At 40.3% G+C, this 22,371-nt stretch carries 22 protein-coding genes; 8 read left to right on the plus strand and 14 right to left on the minus strand.

Features of this window, described 5'->3' with window-relative positions; translation table 11 throughout:
• Positions 1-301 precede the first annotated feature (301 nt).
• From trpS to rpe, 3 genes are read right to left on the minus strand one after another with little or no spacing between them, the layout of a single operon-like run.
• A complete protein-coding gene (trpS, locus tag J8M01_RS21175; RefSeq protein ID WP_211059248.1) occupies positions 302-1,306 on the minus strand; it encodes a tryptophan--tRNA ligase in 1,005 nt (334 codons plus the stop codon).
• Positions 1,307-1,328: 22 nt separating this feature from the next.
• Positions 1,329-1,997, minus strand: a complete 669-nt coding sequence (locus J8M01_RS21180; protein WP_211059249.1) for an HAD-IA family hydrolase — start codon at positions 1,995-1,997, stop codon at positions 1,329-1,331.
• The gene (gene rpe, locus J8M01_RS21185; RefSeq protein ID WP_211059250.1) at positions 1,994-2,677 is read right to left on the minus strand and encodes a ribulose-phosphate 3-epimerase; all 684 of its coding nucleotides are present in this window, start codon (positions 2,675-2,677) and stop codon (positions 1,994-1,996) included. The genes J8M01_RS21180 and rpe overlap by 4 nt, the downstream gene beginning before the upstream one ends.
• A 186-nt stretch (positions 2,678-2,863) precedes the next feature.
• Between rpe and J8M01_RS21190 the strand changes: the two genes are divergently transcribed.
• Entirely contained in the window at positions 2,864-3,169 is a 306-nt protein-coding gene (locus tag J8M01_RS21190; protein ID WP_211059251.1) for a hypothetical protein, read from the plus strand.
• Between the two features lie 17 nt (positions 3,170-3,186).
• The gene (locus J8M01_RS21195) at positions 3,187-3,366 is read left to right on the plus strand and encodes a DUF2970 domain-containing protein (protein ID WP_211059252.1); all 180 of its coding nucleotides are present in this window, start codon (positions 3,187-3,189) and stop codon (positions 3,364-3,366) included.
• Positions 3,367-3,387: 21 nt separating this feature from the next.
• Here the strand turns inward: J8M01_RS21195 and J8M01_RS21200 are convergent, their stop codons facing one another.
• The 9 genes from J8M01_RS21200 to J8M01_RS21240 all read right to left on the minus strand — a co-directional run bounded on the left by J8M01_RS21200 (position 3,388) and on the right by J8M01_RS21240 (position 12,325).
• A complete protein-coding gene (locus J8M01_RS21200) occupies positions 3,388-4,221 on the minus strand; it encodes a Dam family site-specific DNA-(adenine-N6)-methyltransferase (RefSeq protein WP_192506088.1) in 834 nt (277 codons plus the stop codon).
• Positions 4,222-4,272: 51 nt separating this feature from the next.
• Positions 4,273-5,676, minus strand: a complete 1,404-nt coding sequence (locus tag J8M01_RS21205) for an AAA family ATPase (RefSeq protein WP_211059253.1) — start codon at positions 5,674-5,676, stop codon at positions 4,273-4,275.
• Entirely contained in the window at positions 5,676-6,746 is a 1,071-nt protein-coding gene (gene aroB / locus J8M01_RS21210) for a 3-dehydroquinate synthase (protein ID WP_211059254.1), read from the minus strand. The genes J8M01_RS21205 and aroB overlap by 1 nt, the downstream gene beginning before the upstream one ends.
• 26 nt (positions 6,747-6,772) lie before the next feature.
• Positions 6,773-7,291: a shikimate kinase AroK gene (gene aroK / locus J8M01_RS21215; RefSeq protein WP_192506091.1), complete on the minus strand. Its 519-nt coding sequence runs from the start codon at positions 7,289-7,291 to the stop codon at positions 6,773-6,775.
• A gap of 162 nt (positions 7,292-7,453) precedes the next feature.
• The gene (locus J8M01_RS21220) at positions 7,454-9,499 is read right to left on the minus strand and encodes a type IV pilus secretin PilQ family protein (RefSeq protein ID WP_211059282.1); all 2,046 of its coding nucleotides are present in this window, start codon (positions 9,497-9,499) and stop codon (positions 7,454-7,456) included.
• 19 nt (positions 9,500-9,518) lie between these two features.
• Entirely contained in the window at positions 9,519-10,058 is a 540-nt protein-coding gene (locus J8M01_RS21225) for a pilus assembly protein PilP (protein WP_192506092.1), read from the minus strand.
• On the minus strand, positions 10,058-10,663 hold the full coding sequence (locus tag J8M01_RS21230) for a type 4a pilus biogenesis protein PilO (protein WP_192506093.1): 606 nt from the start codon (positions 10,661-10,663) through the stop codon (positions 10,058-10,060). The genes J8M01_RS21225 and J8M01_RS21230 overlap by 1 nt, the downstream gene beginning before the upstream one ends.
• 22 nt (positions 10,664-10,685) lie before the next feature.
• Complete coding sequence (locus J8M01_RS21235) at positions 10,686-11,258, minus strand: PilN domain-containing protein (protein WP_192506094.1); 573 nt, start codon at positions 11,256-11,258, stop codon at positions 10,686-10,688.
• Positions 11,246-12,325, minus strand: coding sequence for a pilus assembly protein PilM (locus J8M01_RS21240; protein WP_210997792.1), 1,080 nt, complete (start codon positions 12,323-12,325; stop codon positions 11,246-11,248). Before J8M01_RS21240 ends, J8M01_RS21235 begins: the two co-directional genes overlap by 13 nt.
• Before the next feature lie 133 nt (positions 12,326-12,458).
• On the opposite strand from J8M01_RS21240, the gene J8M01_RS21245 reads away from it, so the two are divergent.
• A complete protein-coding gene (locus J8M01_RS21245) occupies positions 12,459-14,909 on the plus strand; it encodes a PBP1A family penicillin-binding protein (protein ID WP_211059255.1) in 2,451 nt (816 codons plus the stop codon).
• A gap of 85 nt (positions 14,910-14,994) precedes the next feature.
• On the opposite strand, the gene J8M01_RS21250 is transcribed toward J8M01_RS21245, so the two are convergent.
• Both J8M01_RS21250 and rpmE read right to left on the minus strand, forming a co-directional pair.
• The gene (locus J8M01_RS21250) at positions 14,995-16,248 is read right to left on the minus strand and encodes a malic enzyme-like NAD(P)-binding protein (RefSeq protein WP_192506097.1); all 1,254 of its coding nucleotides are present in this window, start codon (positions 16,246-16,248) and stop codon (positions 14,995-14,997) included.
• 560 nt (positions 16,249-16,808) lie between these two features.
• Entirely contained in the window at positions 16,809-17,021 is a 213-nt protein-coding gene (gene rpmE / locus J8M01_RS21255; protein ID WP_010366427.1) for a 50S ribosomal protein L31, read from the minus strand.
• Between the two features lie 227 nt (positions 17,022-17,248).
• Between rpmE and priA the strand changes: the two genes are divergently transcribed.
• The 5 genes from priA to J8M01_RS21280 all read left to right on the plus strand — a co-directional run bounded on the left by priA (position 17,249) and on the right by J8M01_RS21280 (position 22,349).
• Complete coding sequence (gene priA, locus J8M01_RS21260) at positions 17,249-19,420, plus strand: primosomal protein N' (RefSeq protein ID WP_211059256.1); 2,172 nt, start codon at positions 17,249-17,251, stop codon at positions 19,418-19,420.
• Positions 19,421-19,426: 6 nt separating this feature from the next.
• Complete coding sequence (locus J8M01_RS21265; RefSeq protein ID WP_210997789.1) at positions 19,427-19,978, plus strand: SPOR domain-containing protein; 552 nt, start codon at positions 19,427-19,429, stop codon at positions 19,976-19,978.
• A 78-nt stretch (positions 19,979-20,056) separates the two neighbouring features.
• Entirely contained in the window at positions 20,057-20,575 is a 519-nt protein-coding gene (gene hslV, locus J8M01_RS21270) for an ATP-dependent protease subunit HslV (protein WP_119861768.1), read from the plus strand.
• A gap of 11 nt (positions 20,576-20,586) precedes the next feature.
• Positions 20,587-21,915 carry an HslU--HslV peptidase ATPase subunit gene (gene hslU, locus J8M01_RS21275; RefSeq protein WP_211059257.1) on the plus strand — a complete coding sequence of 443 codons (1,329 nt, stop codon included), beginning with the start codon at positions 20,587-20,589 and terminating at the stop codon, positions 21,913-21,915.
• A 59-nt stretch (positions 21,916-21,974) separates the two neighbouring features.
• A complete protein-coding gene (locus J8M01_RS21280) occupies positions 21,975-22,349 on the plus strand; it encodes a gamma-butyrobetaine hydroxylase-like domain-containing protein (protein ID WP_192506101.1) in 375 nt (124 codons plus the stop codon).
• The last annotated feature ends 22 nt before the right edge of the window (positions 22,350-22,371 follow it).

Raw genomic sequence — 22,371 nt, forward strand, 5'->3', positions numbered from 1 at the left:
GAATTAAGTTTCACTTGACGCTGACCTGGTTTCATTTTGCTTTTCAGCGTGTTGCTCCGTGTCAGTGGGGTCGCATTATAGGGAGATCCTTTTTTTGATCAAGCATTATTTTTAATAAAAACAAAAAAACAGTGAGTTCGGGCAAATAACAAGCAAAATGGGCCTAACATCATCATTATGTATGAAAAACAGCCTCAAATTTCAGTTTGTTTCTACTTCATTTATTTAATAGATAAATATAAAACAAAAAGCCGGATCACTTTGCAGTTTTCCGGCTTACATTAAAATATATTAAATGACATCATGGACGAGGAATAAAGCCCACAGCATCATATACTGCATTTAATGTTATTTGAGCTCGCGTACTTGCTTTTTCAGCCCCACTTCTCATGATCTCATCAAGACGACTTTGATCTTCACGGATCTCTTTGAATCGAGATTGGATCGGCTCAATCATTGCGACAACAGCATCTGCGGTATCTTTCTTCAAATGGCCATACATCTTGTCTTCATACTCAGGGACTAAATCGACAATAGCGCGCTTAGTTGCTACCGAAAGTAACGTCAGTAAATTAGATACACCTGGCTTCTCTGCTCTATCAAAGTAAATACGTGCTTGCTCATCGGAATCCGTTACTGCTTTTTTAAGCTTTTTCTCTATTTTTTTCGGCTCATCTAACATCATAATAAACGCATTAGGATTATCATCTGATTTAGACATCTTCTTTAATGGATCCTGCAAACTCATCACACGTGCTCCCAGCTCCGGTATATATGGTTCTGGTAATTTAAACACATCACCATATAAGTTATTAAACCGCGTAGCGATATCTCTTGTGAGTTCTAAATGTTGCTTTTGGTCTTCACCGACTGGCACTTGAGCCGCTTGATATAATAATATATCAGCAGCCTGCAATGCAGGATACGAAAATAGTCCAACATTAATATTATTTGCATGTTTTGCCGACTTGTCTTTGAACTGTGTCATGCGATTCAATTCACCCATTTGGGCGTAACAATTCAGTACCCAACCTAACTGGGCATGCTCTGGCACTTGTGATTGCACAAAAAGCGCTGCTTTTTCAGGATCAATACCGCAAGCAACATATAGTGCGATTCCATTTAGTACACGGTCACGAAGTTCTTCTGGTTTTTGACGCACTGTAATGGCATGAAGGTCAGCAAGCATAAAGTAACTTTCATGATTTTCTTGCAAGTTAAGCCACTGGTTAATAGCACCAACATAATTGCCTATCGTCATACCACCTGTTGGCTGCATGCCACTCAACACTACTGGTTTGCTCATGATGTTCCTTTATATCTAAATATTAAATTCGCTTGGTTAAAATAGGGATTATATCTAAGAATCCCTCACAGAGGTACTCTGGATTAAAATCTTCTAAATTGCAGCCTTGGTTATAACCGTATTTTAAGGCGATAACGTCTACTTCTGCATTTTTGGCCGCCAATATATCGCTTTTCGAATCGCCAATCATTATCGCATCGCTCGGTTTAATACCCAACGCTTTGCATGCCATTAAAACCGGTTCAGGATTTGGCTTTTTCGCCGTATCATCACCACAAACAAGCACTTCAAAATGGTGATTAAGTGATAGTTTATCTAAAAGCTGCTCGGTAAAAGCCCTGTCTTTATTGGTCACCACAGCCTTAGGTAAATGCGCCAGCGCAGACAAACCTGTCTCTACATGTGCATACAAAGCGGCGTAATTACCCACAATATCATGATAGTGCACCTTGAACCGGACAATTGCGTTATCTACAAGCGATTGGCTCAACTCAGGGTTAACTAGCATGTCTCCTGTTAAACCACGCTTCACCAACATTGTAATGCCATTACCCACCCATGTTTTAACTTGCGCGTAGCTGACGATCGGATAGGCTACCTCAGTCAATGTCAGGTTTAAAGCCATATACATATCTTCGACGCTATCAACTAACGTTCCATCTAGATCGAACAACACACCTTGATAACTCATGATCCAACCTTTGCAAGTTCATCACGCATTTGCTCTATAACCGTTTTATAATCTGGTTGGCTAAATATGGCTGACCCCGCCACAAACATATCTGCACCTGCAGCGGCTACTTCTGCGATATTGTCTACTTTGATACCACCATCAACTTCTAGACGAATGTCTCTCCCTGAGTTTCTGATAAGTGTCTTAACTCTTTTTAACTTACTTATCGTTTCTGGGATAAAGCTTTGACCACCAAAACCTGGGTTTACTGACATTAATAAAATGACATCAAGCTTATGTATAACATGGTCAAGATAATGTAACGGCGTCGCAGGATTGAACACTAACCCTGCTTGGCAGCCATGTTCTTTAATCAAGCTAATTGTGCGATCAATATGCTCACTTGCTTCTGGATGAAATGTAATAATACTCGCACCAGCATTCGCAAAGTCGGGAATTAGTCTATCAACAGGCTTAACCATTAAATGCACATCGATTGGTGCGGTAATACCATAATTCCGAAGCGCTTTGCAGACCATTGGTCCTATTGTTAAGTTAGGCACATAATGGTTATCCATGACATCAAAATGTACAACATCCGCACCAGATTTAAGAACGCGCTCTACATCTTCGCCTAACCTTGCAAAGTCTGCTGATAGAATAGACGGAGCAATAAGGTATTTTGCTTTTTCAGACACTATAATACTTCCTGATATATCGAGTTATCAGGCTCACTTTACCGCAATTTTTACTCCGACCCCAGTGAAAATGAGCGTAATCGACCTCATTGAATTTGATATCGACTAAGCTATAATAATTGTGTTTGTTTTATGAGCATCTATTGTGTATTATCTAATGATAACTTGTAAGTGAGGGTAGTTATTATGTTGAGTCGGCTAAAAACACGGATGCTTGGGCTTTCAGCGATTGCGATTGTTTCTTTAGGTGCAATTTCATATGATAATGCTCAATTAGTACTTGCAGAACACAATAATTGTGGCTGTAATACAACACTTCAGACCACAAATCAAAATACTTTAATCTGTAAACGTGAAGCCCACACAAGCTGGTACGCATGGTTAACAGGTGAGAGTAGCAGTGCCCAGTTCCATTACTTGGATTTACTCGAATTACTTTTAGGCTCTAAACAATCGAGTGATAACAGCAATAGGTTAACGTCACACCTGTAAAAAAGGACTGCTACGACATGAAGTTACTCAGCATTTTCCAAAGTGTATTAGCGGCTCTATTTGGCGTACAAAGTCACGGCAAATATGAGTTTGATTTCAATTCTGGCTCTTTTTTACCTTATGCTGCCGTTGGTATAGCACTTGTTACGGGGTTCGTTGTCGCACTTGTTATCTTGGTTAATTACATTCTCAACTAATTTCTTTAAAAGGAAGAATGGTTAACTTTTACAATAAAGCGCCATTAATTCATTCACCTTATTTCGGCTCCCTCCTTTTGGACTGATCGTTCTTTTTACTTGAATAACATCTAACGATGCTTGACTGTAGATTTTACGTGTCCAAGCCGTATCGTGATTGGATATCAAAACAGGTGTCGACTGCTCAAATGCTGAAACTTCCGCTAAATTGGCTAAAATAGCTTGATCATTCAAATCAAAACCACCTTTCGCATAAGAGGTAAATGAAGCCGTCTTACTTAACGGGACGTATGGTGGATCACAATATACGACGGCATTATTCGGCAAACTCTTAAATACCTGAGCGTAACCTTTACACGTAAAAGTCGCTTTTTGTGCCTTTTGTGCAAATGTGTATAGTTCTTTCTCTGGGAAATATGGTTTCTTATACTTGCCAAACGGTACGTTAAAAATGCCTTTTAAATTATATCTGCATAAACCATTGTAGCCATGTCTATTCATATATAAAAAAAGAATTGCGCGCTCATAAATATCAACGCTTGCGTTAAACTGCTTTCGGTAGTCATAATAAGCATCAGCATGATTATTGAGATCAACAAAGAGTTTACGAGCATCGCTTACAAACTCATCAGGTTGGAGCTTCAATTCATTATACAAATTGATCAAATCGGCATTAATATCGTTTAAGACATAGCGCTTAAAGTCCGTATTCAAAAACACTGAACCAGCACCAACAAAAGGCTCAACTAGAGTATCGGCACTTTGACTTGCTAACGATAAACGTTGCGCTATGCCATCTACCAGACTATATTTTCCGCCTGCCCATTTTAAAAAGGCTCGGGTCTTTTGTTGCATACTGACTCTATTTATTTTGAAGTTGCGCGATTTTACACTAAAATCTACCAATTACCGAATGAACAAAGCAATTTCCTGCTTGATTTTAGTCTGCTTTTTAAAGAATGGTTGTCCCGTGAGCAAATCTTTTGGCAATTTCGCTTTTCCTATTTTTGCCGCATCGATTGTAGAGTAACCACTTTGGATAACTATCCACCATACAACCTCGGCTCGGTTTGTGCCGTAAATTTTTAAATCACTAACGCGTTGCTCATGAGCAGAAACAAAAGCTTCTGCAATTGTTTTATCTTTTACCGCTAATAATTGAATAACCCAGTTAGAATCAGGCTCAGATAACAGATTCAAGTGATCATCAACAACGCTAACACTTTCCACATCCGCAACCACCTCATTTAATTCTAAAAACTCGGCACTTTCTTCTTTTCTAAGTTCAGACGTAACGGTTACCGAAAGTTGCTTCGGTTTATTGTTCGTCACAATCTTATCCACTTCGGTTTTTTGAGGAGTGTGGGTAAGCGCAGAAAAAATTGCACTCGTCTCTGTCTTATTTTGTACTTCTAGTGGATCACCAATTGACACAACAGCTGTTCCATTCAAAACATCATCTGAGACTTCAGTCTTACTGCCATCACCTATGATTAACTCATTACTATGCAATGGTGTTTTTAAAATCCGAGTGCTTGGCAGTACGGTGTTAACAACTGCTTTTTCCTCACTCATCTCGGGTATCAAGCTCGTAATTTCTTTTTGATACACAAAAGCAACCATCAAAAGTGCCAATAAAACAGTCAGCAATGTCAAATGCCACTGCATCTTTATAAATTTACTGGATGCTGGTTTTTCTAACTGTTGCGTTTCAGGCTGCCAATCTAACAAGATTGCAGGGTTACCATGAGATGCACTCAAAAAGGTTTGAAAAATTGGATCTTCATCAACAGGCAACTGCTTAAAAAACATTTTCATTAGCGTCTTGGACTCAGACAATGAGAGTGGCTCTAAATGTAAATCCAATGCTTGCGGGACCATCATCGGTGATTGTGCAGTGACAAGAATATATATTTTTTCAATGCCCTGTTTTGCTATGTTTTGTAGCTCCGCGATCATTTCATCAGATAAATGTCGCGCGCCATCCAAAACCCATAAGCAAGGGCCTGATGGAGAATGATTGTGTAAATTTACGAAATTCTCACTTAAGGTGAGAGTTTGATCAATTAATGGGGAGCGAAAACTGTGCTGTAATAATTGAACTGTTAGATCTATATCTTTTGAGTTTGCTGATAATTTAATAAATGCTTTATTAAATTCAGCATATTTATCTGTAATGAATGACTCTGCTAAATAGCTTTTTCCTAATCCAGAAGCCCCTATTAAGCAAATCAAATTCTGCCCATATTCAAACTGTAATTCAATTCGATTAACTAAAGCAGCTCTACTGGGCAATATTTGAGATTGCATTAGCGCCCTATTAGCGTACTCACAGCGTCATCAGAAACATCGTCTACCAATGCGCAATTACCCAACTTCGTTGGTACGATAAAGCGAATGCGGCCTTGCTTATTCTTTTTATCTTTACGCATATGAAATAAGAATTCAGCACTAGTCATATTATCAGGAATATCAATAGGTAAGTCATACAAAGATAACAAACCTTCAATTCTTTCAACTTCTTTAGCAGTTAATGCACCACGTTGATATGCTAACTTAATAGCCAACATCATACCTGAAGATACCGCTTCACCATGCAGCCATTTTCCATAGCCCATCTGTGCTTCAATAGCATGACCAAAAGTGTGACCTAGATTTAGCAATGCACGCAAGCCAGCCTCCTTCTCATCATGTGCAACTATTTCAGCTTTAATTTGGCAGCAACGATGGATAACTTGCATCAGTGAGTCGACGTTTAACGCTTTTAACTTTGCATGGTTATCTTCAAGGAAGGCTAGAAAGTCAACATCATAAATTAAGCCATACTTAACCACTTCAGCCATACCTGCCGAAAACTCTCGAGGTGGTAATGTCAGAAGTGTATCAGTATCAATAAAAACGGCAATTGGTTGATAAAAAGCCCCTATCATGTTTTTACCAAGAGGATGATTTACAGCGGTTTTGCCACCGACAGATGAGTCGACTTGTGATAATAAGGTTGTTGGTATTTGTATAAAAGGAATACCACGCTGATAACATGCTGCAACGAACCCTGTCAGATCTCCTATTACTCCCCCGCCTAAAGCAATTAAACAAGTGTCTCGCCCACAATTGTTTTCCAACAAAAAGGCTGATACCTGTTCAAAATACTCTAATGTTTTATATTGCTCTCCATCCGGTAGAACAATATGTAAGGGGGCGTGCTCATCTAAACTACGTAATAAACCATTCAAATACAATGGTGCTATAGTTTGGTTAGTCACGATAACAGGTCGGCATGTACCAACATAGTGTTTTAATTTCTGCCCATCAGACAATAGATTCTGACCAATATAAATTGGATAACTACGCTCGTTCAAATCCACTTTTAATTCAAGCATGCATCCCTCTCATATTGGTCATTTCACTAGAAGTCTAGTTTATCTATTATTTGATTCGCAACTACTTTTGCGCTTTGCTCATCTGTTCGAACAATGTGATCTGCCACTTCTTTATAAAGTGGTTCGCGCTCTTCAGCCAAACGCTCAAGAACATCTCTTGGCGCTTCTTCTGTTTGCAATAGTGGACGGCGCTTGTCACGCTGTGTACGAGCAACTTGTTTTTCAATTGGTGTTTCTAGGTAAACAACAATACCGCGCGCAGATAACTTGTTACGCACTTCTTTGCTGACTACCGAACCTCCACCAGTTGCTAAAACAATCCCTTGTAGCTCGGTTAGATCTGAAATCACGCCTTCTTCGCGTGTTCTAAATCCATCCTCACCTTCAAGATCAAACACCCACGCAATATCTGCGCCAGTACGGCGTTCAATTTCTTGATCCGAGTCTACAAATTCAAGGTGTAATTGATCAGCAAGGTGCCGACCAATCGTGCTCTTACCAGCCCCCATCGGGCCCACTAGAAATATATTACGTTTCTCAGCCATATCTTTTTAGTACTAACGAACTCTAAAATTTGAAATAAAACCCCGCCTAACGACCTGGCCCCAAAATTAAGGGGGGGATTATCTCAGTAATTCGTGAACGATTTCAAGTCAAATAGTATAAAAAGCATCTACTGAACCTAAAATCAACCTATTATTAGTCAATTACTGACCATCTAACATTATTTTTGGGGTTACAAATATCAATAATTCTTTCTTTTCATTAATCTCACGGGTATTTCTAAACAACATCCCTAAATACGGAAGGTCACCTAACAACGGAATCTTGCTTACTGCGCTGGTAATTTCCTGTTGATAAATACCGCCTAACACCACAGTCTGACCATTTTCTACCAAAACTTGGGTCTGAATCTGCTGTGTATTGATTGCAACAGCGGGTCCACTTGGCGTTTGTACATTATCACCGCGTGTGTCCTGCGTAATCACCAAGTCTAGTATAATTTTGTTATCTGGTGTGATTTGTGGTGTAACTTCTAAACTTAACACTGCCTTTTTAAAACTGACAGAAGCCGCACCACTAGAAGAAGCCTCAACATAAGGAATTTCTGTACCTTGTTCTATGCGCGCTTTCTTCTGGTTTGCTGTTGTAATACTCGGAGTTGCAATTATCTCTCCCTTATTTTCTTGCTCTAATGCAGACAATTCCAAGTCTATTAACGTTCCATCTGCCAATTTTGCAATATGAACACCAATTCTACCTGCCGAAGTACCCGCTACTGGTAAGTTTACATTTAATCGATCTGTAAATGCAGGGATAGTACCATTGGATAACTCATTTGCGCCTTGTAACGAGCCTGAAATCGCATCAGAGCCTTGTTGGTCACTAAACCCCCATCGAATTCCTATATCCTCTTGTACGTTGTCCTTAACCGTTACCATACGAGATTCTATACGTACCTGCTTTACTGGTACGTCTAATGTCTCAACCATGCGTCGAATACTTTCAATACTTCTTGCGCTATCTTTAATCAACAACGTATTTGTACGATTATCGACAGATACACTCCCTCGTTCACTAATGATACTGTTGATATCCGTTTTTAACAAATCCGCAAATTCTTCTGCCTTCGCATAATTTAATTGGATATACTCGCTGTACAAAGGCTCTAACTCTTCGACTTGTTTACGTGCTTGTAATTCTTTCGCTTCTCGTGCAGCTAACTCTTCTGAAGGCGCAACCATTAAAATTGACCCCTCCATCCGCTTGTCTAGTCCTTTTACTCGCAAAACCACATCAAGTGCCTGATCCCAAGGTACCCCATCTAAACGCAGAGTAATATTGCCGCTGACCGAATCACTCGTTACTAGATTGAAGTTATTTGTGTCTGCAATAATCTGTAGCACTGAACGAACAGGGATATCCTGAAAATTAAGTGTAATTGGCTGCCCTTGATAATTTTTCTTTTCTCCAAACACCTGCTGTTCATTATCTTTTTCTACCGTTAAAGTAAAAATACTATCTAATTGCTGGTAGGTATATTTAAATGCTGTGTTTGGCTCAATCACTAAACGCGTTTTATTTTCTTCTTTAAATGTTTCAACCTTACTAACAACAGTACCAAAATCTAATACATCCAGTTCATATAAATGCTCATCAAGGATCGCTGTATGGTGGAAATCAGCTATGATCTTCCCGCCTCGTTCTTGCACATCAATTGCAGCATGCCCACTTTCTAAAAAAGCAAACACTTTAGCTTCACCTCTTTCTCCGCGACGAAAGTCAATCGACTGGATTGTATTAATGTGTGTTGCAACAGTGTCACTTGCAGGGTCTAACGTCTCGAGTGCAATCGGGTTTTCTGAAACCTGTAAATAAACTAAATTGTTTTTTACTCGGGTCTTATAAAGCTTTAACTTGTCCATAACAACCGTCACGGAGAAGCCCTGTTTACCCATATTGCTTTCAATGCGTTTTATGCCCGCTTTATTTACCTCAAGTAATTTTAAACTTTCTTCAAATTCTGCATCAGGAAAAAACAACTCTAATCTAGCCGGTGAATTTAATACTTTAACTACTGGCTCTATATCTAATTGCTCATCAAAAACAAATTGTAATTCCGTTTCATCATTTGGCACTGGATTATAGCGAACGTCATAAAGCATAGGGACAGCTTGAACCAACCCAGAAAAAGTAAACAGGACCACAGAAAACGTTGCGTTTAACCAAAAATTCAAACCCTTGCGAGCCATAATAGTGCTACCTTTATTGTTATTCACTTGTACCGGTTTCTTCTGATTCATGTATTTCTACTTTTGTTAACCGTTCTTTCCAACAACCAGTACCGTCGGGTATTAATTCTAATAACTCGATATGATCAGGATTCACACTAACCACTTCACCATGATACAACCCCATATATTGGCCTTGCTTAATCCTATATAGTCCTTGATCTGATGCTTTAATTAAGGCCCATGTGGCATTAGTTGTGGCAATTGTGCCTTTCATTTCTAAGTTATCCAATGGATATTTTTCCAATGGATCTCTGGCTCGATTCGGATCTGGATGCAGGCAATTTCGTATCTGCACCATTTTACTTTCTATTACTTCTGGCTCTGGTGCCACAAAAGGGCTGCGCAAATTTTCCGCATCATAAGCAAAATGTATAAACTCTCGCATTTCTGGAATAGGCTCAACTTTGGGCGTTGCACTCGCCTGTATTTGATCAATATATTCTTTTTGTTCAGCAGTATCATCATTACATGCACATAATAGTAGCGTACTAAAAAATAAGCATGGTAAACGATACATCACTTACGCTCCCCCTGTTCATAACGATACGTTTTGGCTATCACACTAAATACCAAATCATTATTACCCGCATTTTCGATCTGAAAATCGTGCAAACTCACTATTCTAGGTAACTGAGCCACCTTCCCAACAAACTTACCAAATTCATGGTAAGTTCCTACTATTTCAAGTTTAATCGGTAATTCAGTGTAGAACTCTTTCTTGACTTCAGGCAGCCACCCTATTTTCAAAAATGTTAAGCCGCTTGAAGTACCCACATATGTTAAATCATCTAATAACCCTGGTGTTTCATTCGACGTTGGTAGCCGGCGTAATAGTTGGGAAAATTGTGCTTCCATATCTAACATTTGCTGACGATATAAATCTAAGTTATTTGCGCGAGCATATTTTATGCGATAACTCGTTCTAAACTCTTCTTCCGCATTAACCGCGCTTTCATACCGGCTAATTGAGGTAGACACAAGTAAACTATATCCGACCACAAAAGTAATTACGACGACTATGACACAGCATAAAACTTTAACGACAAAAGGCCATTCACCGATATTGTCTAGCTCAATTTCATTCCAATCAATATCTTGTAGAGATTTCAAGTCAAAATTCACAGTTTATATTGCCACCCTAAAGTTACTTTCCACGCTGAGAATCTTCAATTTGTTGAAATGACTTTACATAAAAATGCATGCTAAAATCACTCAATAAACGCGACCGTTGCTCACCAGCGACAATACCTTGAATGATAGGTCGTTCCAATAAATATGATGCTTCAACTTGTCTCAGCATTTGTGATAGTCGATTATTTGACTCACTTCTACCCACAACTTTCAATAAGTTACCTTTTCGCTCTAAGCTTGTAAGGTACACACCTGCAGGTACTACTCGCGTAATTTCATCTATTATTTGAGTACCCAAATTTCGATTACTTTGTAATTCTTCAATCAAACGAATGCGTCTTTGCAAATTGTTTTTCTGCTTATTTAAATCATTGATCGCAATAATTCGCGTATCTAACTTAGAGATCTCCGCTTTTAAATAATTATTTTTAATATTTTGCCCTGTGGTTAGACTATCGTAAAACGCACCGATGAAATACATCACTAAACAAACCACACCGATAATTAAGCCTATTATTGTCAAAAACTTCTGCTGTGATGCTTGTCGTTCTTGTTCTCTCCACGGAAGTAGATTTATATGTGGCATGATGTAAAACTCCTAAGTGCCAAACCCGTCGCTATAGCAAACTGCGCTCGGTGCCGTTGCAATACATTACGGTCTACCTTTGGCGATACTTCCATATCCGCAAATGGATCAGCCACTATGGTATGAATACCTAGTTCATCCACTAACAATCTATCCAACCCCTCAACCAGCGAAGTTCCTCCTGTTAGTACTACATAATCTACGTGATCTTTACCGCTAGTCGTCATGAACATTTGTACAGCTCTTCTTACTTGCTGCAATAACGCTGTCTGAAAAGGGGCAAGTACTTCAAAAGTATAGTTAGGGGGTAAATCTCCGGTCGTTTTAGCAATTTCAGCTTCATCAAAACTTTTATTGTAATAGGCAACAATACTATTTGTGTACTGCTCTCCACCAAACACTTGATCTCTTGTATAAATCGCTTTTCCAGATTGAATCACACTCACTAACGTAATCACAGCGCCAATATCAATCACCGCAACCACTTTATCAAATGCATCGGAAGGCAATTGCCCATACAAAACATCTAAAGAACGTCCAAGCGCATAACTTTCTACATCGACAACTTTTGTTTTATAACCGGCATCATCTAACGCGTTAACACGTGCTTGCACACTTTCAGTACGCGCTGCTGACAACAGTACATTTACTCTAGACGGATCGGCTTCATTAACAGAGATCTTTTCAAAATCTAGGCTAACCTCATCCAACGGATAAGGTATCAAACTATCGGCTTCTATCGCAATTTGCGACTCTAATTCAGCATCAGTTAATGAAACATCCATGAAAATTACTTTAGTAATGACGCTTTGACCTGATACTGCGACTGCTGCATACGGTGTATGTTTGGGTAAACGCTTTTTAAGTTTACTAATAACACGGCCTATCGCTTCAATATCTTGGATCGCACGTTCAGACATTGCACCTTTTGGGACAGGCTCTATTGCAACCGCTTCAACCCTAAAACCAGTATTAGATTGTGATAACAGTACCGCTTTGGCGCAATGTGAGCCAATATCGATACCGAACATCATCGGCGCTTGTTTTTTGAATAATTTGCTAAGCATGCCTGTCGCCTAATATCCTTTGTTTTATGTATGAACGAGTTATAATTATACGTACAATAGTTATTAATCATTTTTTATTCAGATATACTAGCAGTGTCTACCTATAATTGGGAGCCTAACTAGGGAATATTCCGTGACAATATTGAAGAGAGCTATACAGTTTTTCATCGCGTGTACCATTTTAGGTCTATTAACATTAATCAGTCTTTATTACTATGTCAAATCAGATATCCCCAGTGTCGCAGTGCTTAAAGAGGTACAATTACAAACACCGATGCAAGTATTTACCAAAGACGGTAAGTTAATAAATCAATTCGGTGAAAAAAGGCGTATTCCTGTGCGCATCGAGGATATTCCCCAACCGCTTATTGATGCCATACTCGCAACTGAGGATAATCGCTTTTACGAGCACTTCGGCATCGATCCCATAGGGATTGTGCGCTCATTTCTTGTTTTAGTAAGTACTGGTGAAAAGAAGCAAGGCGCGAGTACGATTACCATGCAGCTAGCAAGAAATTTCTTCTTAACAAGGGAGAAAGCGTACATTCGTAAAGTTAAAGAAATTTTCATCGCGTTGCATATTGAACAATTACTAAGTAAAGATGAGATATTGGCTTTATACCTTAATAAAATAGAACTCGGTCATAGAGCCTTTGGTATTGGTGCTGCAGCACAAGTATATTATGGTAAAGAGTTGGGTGAACTCACGCTTGCTCAAATGGCTATGATAGCAGGGCTTCCAAAAGCACCTTCAGCCCTCAACCCTATTAGCAACCCAACTCGTGCAAAACAGCGTAGAAATGTCGTGCTTGGTCGTATGTTTAAAGAGCACTACATTGATCAAGCTACTTATCATAAAGCGAAAGAAGCACCAATTACTGCGCGCCGTCATGGCGCTGAAATAGAACTATATGCGCCTTATATTTCTGAAATGGTACGCGCATATATGGTAGAACGCTACGGTACAGATAAAGCCTATAATAGTGGATTTAGAGTCTTTACCAGTGTCGAGTCTGATATTCAAGCTGCAGCCCAACGTGCTCTCGTTAACAACCTGCATAAATATGATATGCGCCATGGTTACCGAGGACCAGAAAAAACGCTATGGCAGCCAACAATTGATATTCCCTGGAACGAACAAGCCATAATATCTTACTTAAAAACAGTAAAGGAGATTGCGCCACTGAAGGCGGCTGTTGTGACCCATATTTCTGAAAAATCAGCAACAGTTTTGAGCAAAGCTGGCGCTTATCATACGATTGAATGGAGTGGACTAAATTGGGCTCGTAGTTTCATTTCTCAGACGCGACAAGGATTACCACCTAAGACCGTTGACGACATTTTATCTCCGGGTATGCAAATATGGATAAGAAACCATAATCAGCAATGGCAACTCAGTCAGTACCCTACACCTTCCAGCGCACTCGTATCACTCGATCCACAAGATGGGCGTATCAAAGCATTGGTCGGTGGCTATAGCTTTGCACAAAGTCAGTACAATCGTGCAACACAAGCAAAAAGACAGGTCGGTTCAAACATCAAGCCTTTTATTTATTCGGCAGCCCTTGAAAGTGACTACTCTCTTGCTACGATTATTAATGATGCCCCTATAAATCACTGGGATAAAACCCAAGGATACTCATGGAGACCTAGGAACAGCCCAGATGTTTACAGTGGTCCAATTCGTATTCGCCGTGCATTAGCACAATCCAAAAATGTTGTGTCAGTTCGCCTTTTGCGTGGCGTAGGGTTACAAGAAAGTGCCGACCATTTATTAAAATTTGGATTCCAAGATGAAGATATTAATCGGAGCGAGTCCTTGGCGCTGGGTAGCGCAGCCATGACTCCGCTTGAAATGGCCAGAGGTATGAGCACTTTTGCCAACAGAGGTCATTTAATTGATCCTTATTTCATTAGTGAAATTCAAGATGCCTACGGAAATACACTTGGCACTGCCCAGCCCTTAATCGCATGTGATGAAGAACAACAAGATATGCAGACACACCTTTGTGCACCGCAAGTTATTACTGAACAAAATGCTTTTCTAGTCTCTAGTGCCATGCATAGTGCTATTTGGGGTGGAGGTAGCTGGCGACATAAAACAGGATGGACAGGTACCGGTTGGCGCGCTCAAAATCTAAAACGCCGTGATTTATCTGGTAAAACAGGCACAACCAACGAAGCAATCGACACATGGTTTAGTGGATTTAACCAAAATGTGCTTACCACTGTATGGGTGGGATTCGATGATGCTAGCAAACCATTAGGTCGAGCGGCCTACAATAATAGTTTAGGTAAAAACCAACTTGTAGGCGCTGAGTCCGGCGCTATTTCAGCGCAGCCTGCTTGGATTGAATTCATGCGCTCTGCACTGGTGGATGAACCCCTCGCACCGATAGACCCTCCGCCTGGGTTAATTTCGGTACGTATAGATTTAAAAACCGGCTTGCTCAGCCACAAAAATGATTTCACCAGTCGTTTTGAATATTTTGAATCAGGCACTGCCCCCACAAAATATGTATTAGATACTGGATCTAGTACGCCATTTGATGAGCCTCTACCTGTACAAGATGAGTTATTTTAGTTCACTCATTGAAAAATAGAGCTGCATAAACATAAAAAGCCAATCAAAATAAGATTGGCTTTTTACATACAACATCAATCATTTACTACGCTTCAAGATCTGCCATATAATTTTCTGGCAAAGCTATTTGGGCAACGCCTGAGTCAATCGCAGCATGAGCAACTGCTTTCGCTATACGTGGCAATAAACGCGGATCCATCGGTTTAGGAATAATATACTGTGCTCCAAACTCTAAGCTTTCTACATCAGCCGCTTTTAATACTTGTTCAGGAACAGCTTCTTTGGCAATACTTCGGATAGCTTCAACGGCTGCTATCTTCATCTCGTCATTAATCGCTGTTGCACGCACATCCAATGCTCCACGGAAAATAAACGGGAAACATAGCACGTTATTCACTTGATTTGGATAATCTGAACGACCGGTTGCCATAATCAAATCTTTGCGAGCACTATGTGCCAATTCAGGATTAATTTCTGGATCAGGATTTGAGCAGGCAAATACAACAGGCTTTTCATTCATCAACTTCAAATCATCAGCTGAGAGTAAATCTGGTCCAGATACGCCAACAAACACATCAGCATCAGCGATTACATCTTGTAACGTACGCTTATCTGTGTTGTTTGCAAATAATTGCTTGTATTCATTTAAATCATCACGACGCGTATGAATAACACCTTTACGGTCTAACATATATATATGTTCACGTTGAGCACCGCACTTAATTAACAGCTCCATACAGGCAATAGCCGCAGCTCCTGCACCAAGACACACAATAATAGCATCTTGAATGTTTTTTCCTTGGATCTCTAATGCATTAAGCATACCGGCTGCAGTTACAATTGCTGTACCGTGTTGGTCATCGTGAAACACTGGAATATCACAACGTTCTATCAGTGCTTTCTCAATTTCAAAGCACTCAGGCGCTTTAATATCTTCGAGATTAATACCACCAAAAGTATCTGCTATGTTTGCAACCGTATTAATAAAGTCTTCAGTTGTTCGATGCTTTACTTCAATATCTATGGAGTCAAGCCCCGCAAAACGCTTAAAAAGTAAAGATTTACCTTCCATTACAGGTTTAGAGGCAAGCGGCCCCAAATTTCCTAGTCCTAAAATAGCCGTACCGTTACTGATCACGGCCACCATATTGCCTTTACCAGTATATTTATACGCGTTTGCTGGATCTGCCGCGATTTCGCGCACGGGTTCGGCCACACCGGGGCTATACGCCAATGCGAGGTCTTTTACGGTTTCCGCTGGTTTGGTCAGTTCAACACTGATTTTACCTGGAACGGGATGAGCATGATAATGTAAAGCTTGTTCACGAAAGTCTGACATGACGCGATATATTCCTGCAAGAAGTTAAAAGTGAGAGTGAAGTTCCGCAATTAAGTAAACAATACCTTGTTTGCAAATATATTCAAGCAATATCAGGTCTATCCTGTGATGACACTTTACAAGCATTTTCTCTGACTTTTACTGGTATTTAACTTACTTTATCTACATTTATTCGTTCTTACTCGCTTAAAAATAAGTAAACTATCACTCATATCGAATGAAAAACAACCCAAAAAAGAGACGAATAACAAAATAAGCTAATAAAATCCAAAAAATAGCATTTTTACATCTTTTAGAAGATCTTAATGAATTTTAACAACAAAATAACCATTAAAAACGTCGCTACTCTTCGAATTATTATGCAAAAAAAACACCAAGGTACGCAAAATACTTTACGGCACTATTTAGGAATATAGAAGCAACTGATAAAAAATGAAATGTCGTGAATTCAATAGTGAATATAGACAATAAAAATTCGAGCTTAAACTTTATCGAAAAGAGATATAAATAAAAGATATAAAAAAAGCACCCGTAGGTGCTTTTTTTTCAAACGTCTTTGCTTACTTACTGCTAAGTGAACCGAAACGCTTGTTAAAGCGGTCAACACGACCACCTGTGTCTAAGATTTTTTGCTTACCAGTATAGAACGGGTGACACTCAGAACAAACGTCTAAGTGAATGTCTTTACATAGAGTTGAACGAGTTGCGAACTTGTTACCACATGAACAAGATGCATTGATCGTTTCATACTTAGGGTGAATACCTTCTTTCATAGCAACCTCTGGTTAGGCCGTATCGCTCTCCAAACCCGAAGTTTGGCACCATACGTAGTTATACAAATAATTGGACGCGTATTTTAAGTAACTAAAGCACGATCCACAAGCAATAAATACACTATTTTACTAAATTTTGTACACTCACCTGCTTTTCCCCAGTTTAAACTGGGTTTTTAGGTCCCTCTCTAGTAAATTAGCATCACCCATTTAGATACGAGCTTGCAATGTCCTTTGTCGAAGTTGTCATTAAAGTCCCGCTCCCACGTACCTTTGATTACTTACTAATCGAAGCCCAAACTGTAACTGTCGGCTGCCGTGTAGAAGTTTCCTTTGCTAATCGAACTTTAGTAGCGTTGGTTGTGGCACTCAAAAACCATTCCAACGTCCCAGCCAATAAAATTAAACCGATTACGCGTATTATCGATTGCTACCCCATCTTATCAGCTCAGCATATCGAGCTTTTGCGTTTCACCGCACAGTACTACTGTCACCCTTTAGGTGAGACATTGTTTACCGCTTTACCAGCCTCATTACGCAGTGGTGAACACCCTGACAAAACCACCGTAGCCACTGTAACATTAACGGCTAAAGGTGCTGAGTTACCCAAGCTCCGTTCAAAAAAACAACAAGCACTACTCTCTCAACTAGCGGGTTCTGGTGCATCAAGTGTCACAGAGCTCAAAGCCTTGGGATTTACAAAACAACAAATTGACGCTTTACAAGAGAAAGCACTCGTCGAAAAATCTTTAGAACATGATACGAAATGGACGCAAGCGTCTAGAACAATAAACTCAAAACCCCGACTGAATGAAGAACAAGCAGCCGCCTTTAGTGTTATTAACCAGCAACAAGGTTATCGTACATTTTTACTCGAAGGCATTACCGGCAGTGGTAAGACTGAAGTGTACCTACAATGTTTAGAGAAAATAGTTAACTCAGGCCGTCAAGCACTTGTGTTAGTACCTGAGATTGGCCTAACACCGCAAACAGTGAATCGATTTCGACGACGCTTTCCTGATACACCCATTGATTTATGGCATTCAAACTTAACAGATAATGAGCGCTTACACGTATGGCGTAGAACGGAGCAAGGCAGTTGTGCACTCGTTATCGGCACTCGTTCAAGTATTTTCTTACCCTTTAAAAATTTGGGTATGATGGTCGTCGATGAAGAACATGATAGTTCTTTTAAACAACAAGATGGTTTGCGCTATCACGCAAGGGACTTAGCGGTATATCGCAGTGCCCACGCAAATATTCCCCTAATTCTCGGCACCGCAACTCCGGCACTTGAGACCTTGCATAAAGCAATTAATAGTAAATTTCAACTGCTCACATTATCAAAAAGAGCAGAAACAAAAGTAGCAAACCAATTTTTACTAATTGATATGAAAGGCCAAATTGAACAAGGAGGGTTTGCACCATCCACGCTTCAGCACATTGAACGCACGTTAGCGTGTGCGAAACAAGTGATGGTCTTTCTAAATCGCAGAGGTTATGCCCCCACCTTGCTATGCCACGAGTGTGGCTGGTTAAGTCAATGCACTCATTGCAGTGCTAACACAACATTTCACAAAGCGATGGCAAGATTAGTATGCCACCACTGCTCACAGCAAAGCTATGTTCCTGCACAATGCCCAGATTGTGGTAGCACCCAAATTATGCCTGTAGGCTTAGGTACTGAGCAACTTGAAGATTTTTTAAAGGGTCACTTCCCTGATACGCCGATAAGTAGAATAGACAGAGATTCAACTAGAAGAAAAGGCGCTTTAGAAACTGCCTTAGCTGATATTAATGCCGGTGGAAGTCGCATTTTGGTAGGTACACAAATGCTCGCAAAAGGTCATCATTTTGCCGATGTTAATCTAGTTGTCATGTTGGATGTCGATGGAGGGTTATACTCAAGTGACTTTCGCGCCACAGAGCATATGGCACAATTAATTACACAAGTGGCGGGCCGGGCTGGCAGAAGCGGAGAACCCGGCACTGTGTTATTACAAACCCACTTTCCTGATCACCCTTTGCTCCAAGATTTAGTGAATAATGGCTACCAAGATTTTGCACGTTATGCGCTAAAAGAACGACAAGAAGTAGAGCTTCCTCCCTACACTCATTTAGCATTAGTACGGGTAGAGGGTACTAATGCTAAATTGGTAATAGACTTTTTAACTGATTTAGTTCCTGCAACCCCATACTCTGGTATACAATTACTCGGGCCGATTCCAGCTCCGATGGAGCGTGTTGCCGGTAAGTATAGATACCAATTACACATACAAGCCCCCGAACGACCTGTTTTGCATCGCTATCTTGCACAGCTTTTGAGCTATATTAGTGAACATAAGCTTGCAAATAGAGTTCGGTGGAGCATTGACATCGATCCTATGGATACCTATTAGTAATTTATGGCACAGCACGACTATATAAATAGACAACCAAAAACTCGTCAGAGCGCTAAAAACAAGAAGAATGCGCAAGTATCACAGCGTAAACCTTTTCCTGTTTTTTTAAGTATCGCCGCAGTGATTTTAATTACTGGGTTCACATATGGCTTGTGGTATATCAAAACCAATGCTGACCCAGGACAAGTCAATCAAGCACAAATGCCAAAAACGGTCGCTAAGAAGATAGACACAGCCCCAGAAAAGCCAAGGGATCCTGAGTTTCTAGAAGAGATAAGAAATCATGAAGTCAAAGTCGACGTCAAAGAAATTAAGCGTAACGGTCCTTATCAAATGCAGTGTGCCTCGCTGAGAACATATCCAGAAGCCGAAGCGCTGAAAGCCAAAATGGCCTTCGCAGGCTTAATTGCGGAAATAAAACGAACAGAAGGCAGTAACGGCGTATGGTACCGCGTACGTCTGGGGCCATACGATAGCAAACGTAAAGCCGAAAGTGACAAGAATAAACTAAAGCGTATCCATATTATTGGCTGCGCTATATGGGGCTGGACTTGATTTTAGTCCAATCGCCCTCATCTATGTTGTAATTAAATTTAATGCGAGGCACACACAGCCTCTCAATTAAGGAATACTATGACTACCATCGTAAGCGTCCGTCGTGACAATAAAGTGGTTATTGGCGGAGATGGCCAAGTATCACTTGGTAATACCGTAATGAAAGGCAACGCCCGCAAAGTACGCCGTTTATATAACGGCAAAGTACTTGCTGGATTTGCCGGCGGTACTGCAGACGCTTTTACTCTATTTGAACGCTTTGAAAGTAAACTTGAAATGCATCAAGGACACCTCACCAAAGCGGCTGTAGAAATGGCTAAAGATTGGCGTAGTGACCGAGCTCTGCGTAAGTTAGAAGCATTGCTTGCTGTGGCTGATGAAACCGCCTCCTTGATCATCACAGGTAACGGTGATGTTGTTCAGCCCGAAAACGACTTAATCGCAATTGGTAGTGGCGGTAACTTTGCCCAATCGGCAGCCACTGCATTATTAGAAAATACTGATTTAAGCGCCGTTGAAATTGTTGAGAAAAGCCTTACGATTGCAGGCGATATTTGCGTATTTACCAACAATTTCCAAACCATCGAAGAATTGTAAGAGGAATTGCCATGACCGCAATGACCCCAAGAGAAATAGTCCACGAACTAGATCAACATATTATTGGTCAAAATAAAGCGAAGAAAGCGGTTGCTATTGCACTGCGTAACCGCTGGCGTCGCATGCAGTTGAATGATGACTTGCGCGCTGAAGTAACACCAAAAAACATTTTAATGATCGGCCCAACAGGGGTTGGTAAAACTGAAATTGCACGCCGCCTAGCCAAACTAGCAAACGCACCTTTTTTAAAAGTAGAAGCCACAAAGTTCACCGAAGTGGGCTATGTAGGTAAAGAAGTTGAGACTATTATCCGTGACTTAGTCGATATCTCAATCAAAATGACGCGTGAACAGCAGTCTAAGAAACACCAACACCGTGCAGAAGAAGCAGCAGAAGAACGTATTCTTGATGCCTTATTACCACCCGCTAAAGACGCCTGGGGTGAGTCACAGCCCGCAGATAACAATTCGACTCGTCAGGTGTTCCGTAAAAAGCTGCGTGAAGGACAGCTAGACGATAAAGAAATAGATATTGATATTGCTGAGTCTCAGCCTCAAGTTGAGATCATGGCACCTCCAGGTATGGAGGAAATGACAAATCAACTACAGGGCATGTTCCAAAACATGACCGGCGAGAAAAAGAAAAGTCGTAAGCTTAAAATCAAAGATGCTTTTAAACTGCTCATCGAAGAAGAAGCCGCTAAAATGGTAAACCCTGAAGAGCTTAAAGAGCAGGCTATTTTTTCAGTTGAACAAAACGGTATCGTCTTTATTGATGAAATTGATAAGATTTGTAAGCGCGGAGAAGCCCAAGGCCCAGATGTAAGCCGTGAAGGCGTGCAGCGCGACCTTTTGCCTCTAATTGAAGGGTCTACAGTCAGTACTAAACATGGAATGGTTAAGACAGATCATATCTTGTTTATTGCCTCTGGTGCATTTCAAATGTCCAAACCGTCTGATTTGATCCCTGAGCTGCAAGGGCGCTTGCCCATTCGTGTTGAACTTGAAGCACTGACCGCCAAAGATTTTGAGCGTATCCTCACAGAGCCTCATGCATCTTTAACTGAGCAACAACAAGCTTTATTGAAAACCGAGTTGGTTGATATTAACTTCACTGAAGATGCACTCACTCGTATTGCAGAAGCTGCATGGCGAGTAAACGAAAAAACTGAAAATATTGGCGCACGCCGCCTTCATACTGTGATGGAAAAATTGATGGAAGAAATTTCATTTGATGCATCAGAGAAGAATGGTGAAGCCATCGAAATAAATGCACAATACGTTGAAAAGCATTTGGACATTTTAGTGCAAGATGAAGACTTAAGCCGCTTTATTTTATAACGAGCAAAACTATGATAAAACGGAGCATATGCTCCGTTTTTTTATGGACCGACATTTCTATGTATGTAGTAACTAAATTACACTATCACCGTAAAAGTAAGATGCTCGACATCTACTTTGATGATGCACAAATGCACACGTTAAGTTGCGAGTATCTTCGTACTCATTCCCCATCGGCGGAAGTTCAAGGGCATGGTACGACACCCAGCAAGTTAGTGCTCAATAAACACGCTGTCAAAATTGAACGGCTCGAGCCAGTTGGTCATTACGCAGTTAAGCTGCATTTTAATGATGGTCACAACTCAGGGCTCTTCAGCTGGCAATATCTCAGAGAACTATGCGTTAATTATCAATTATATTGGCAAACCTATCTCGAACGAACGGAGCAATATCACGCTCAATTAGATAGTGTACCAATTAAGTTTATCCCATAACCCTTCTTATAAAACCCATTTA

Source organism: Pseudoalteromonas sp. MMG005 (genome assembly GCF_018101015.1).
GTDB lineage: Bacteria > Pseudomonadota > Gammaproteobacteria > Enterobacterales > Alteromonadaceae > Pseudoalteromonas > Pseudoalteromonas aurantia.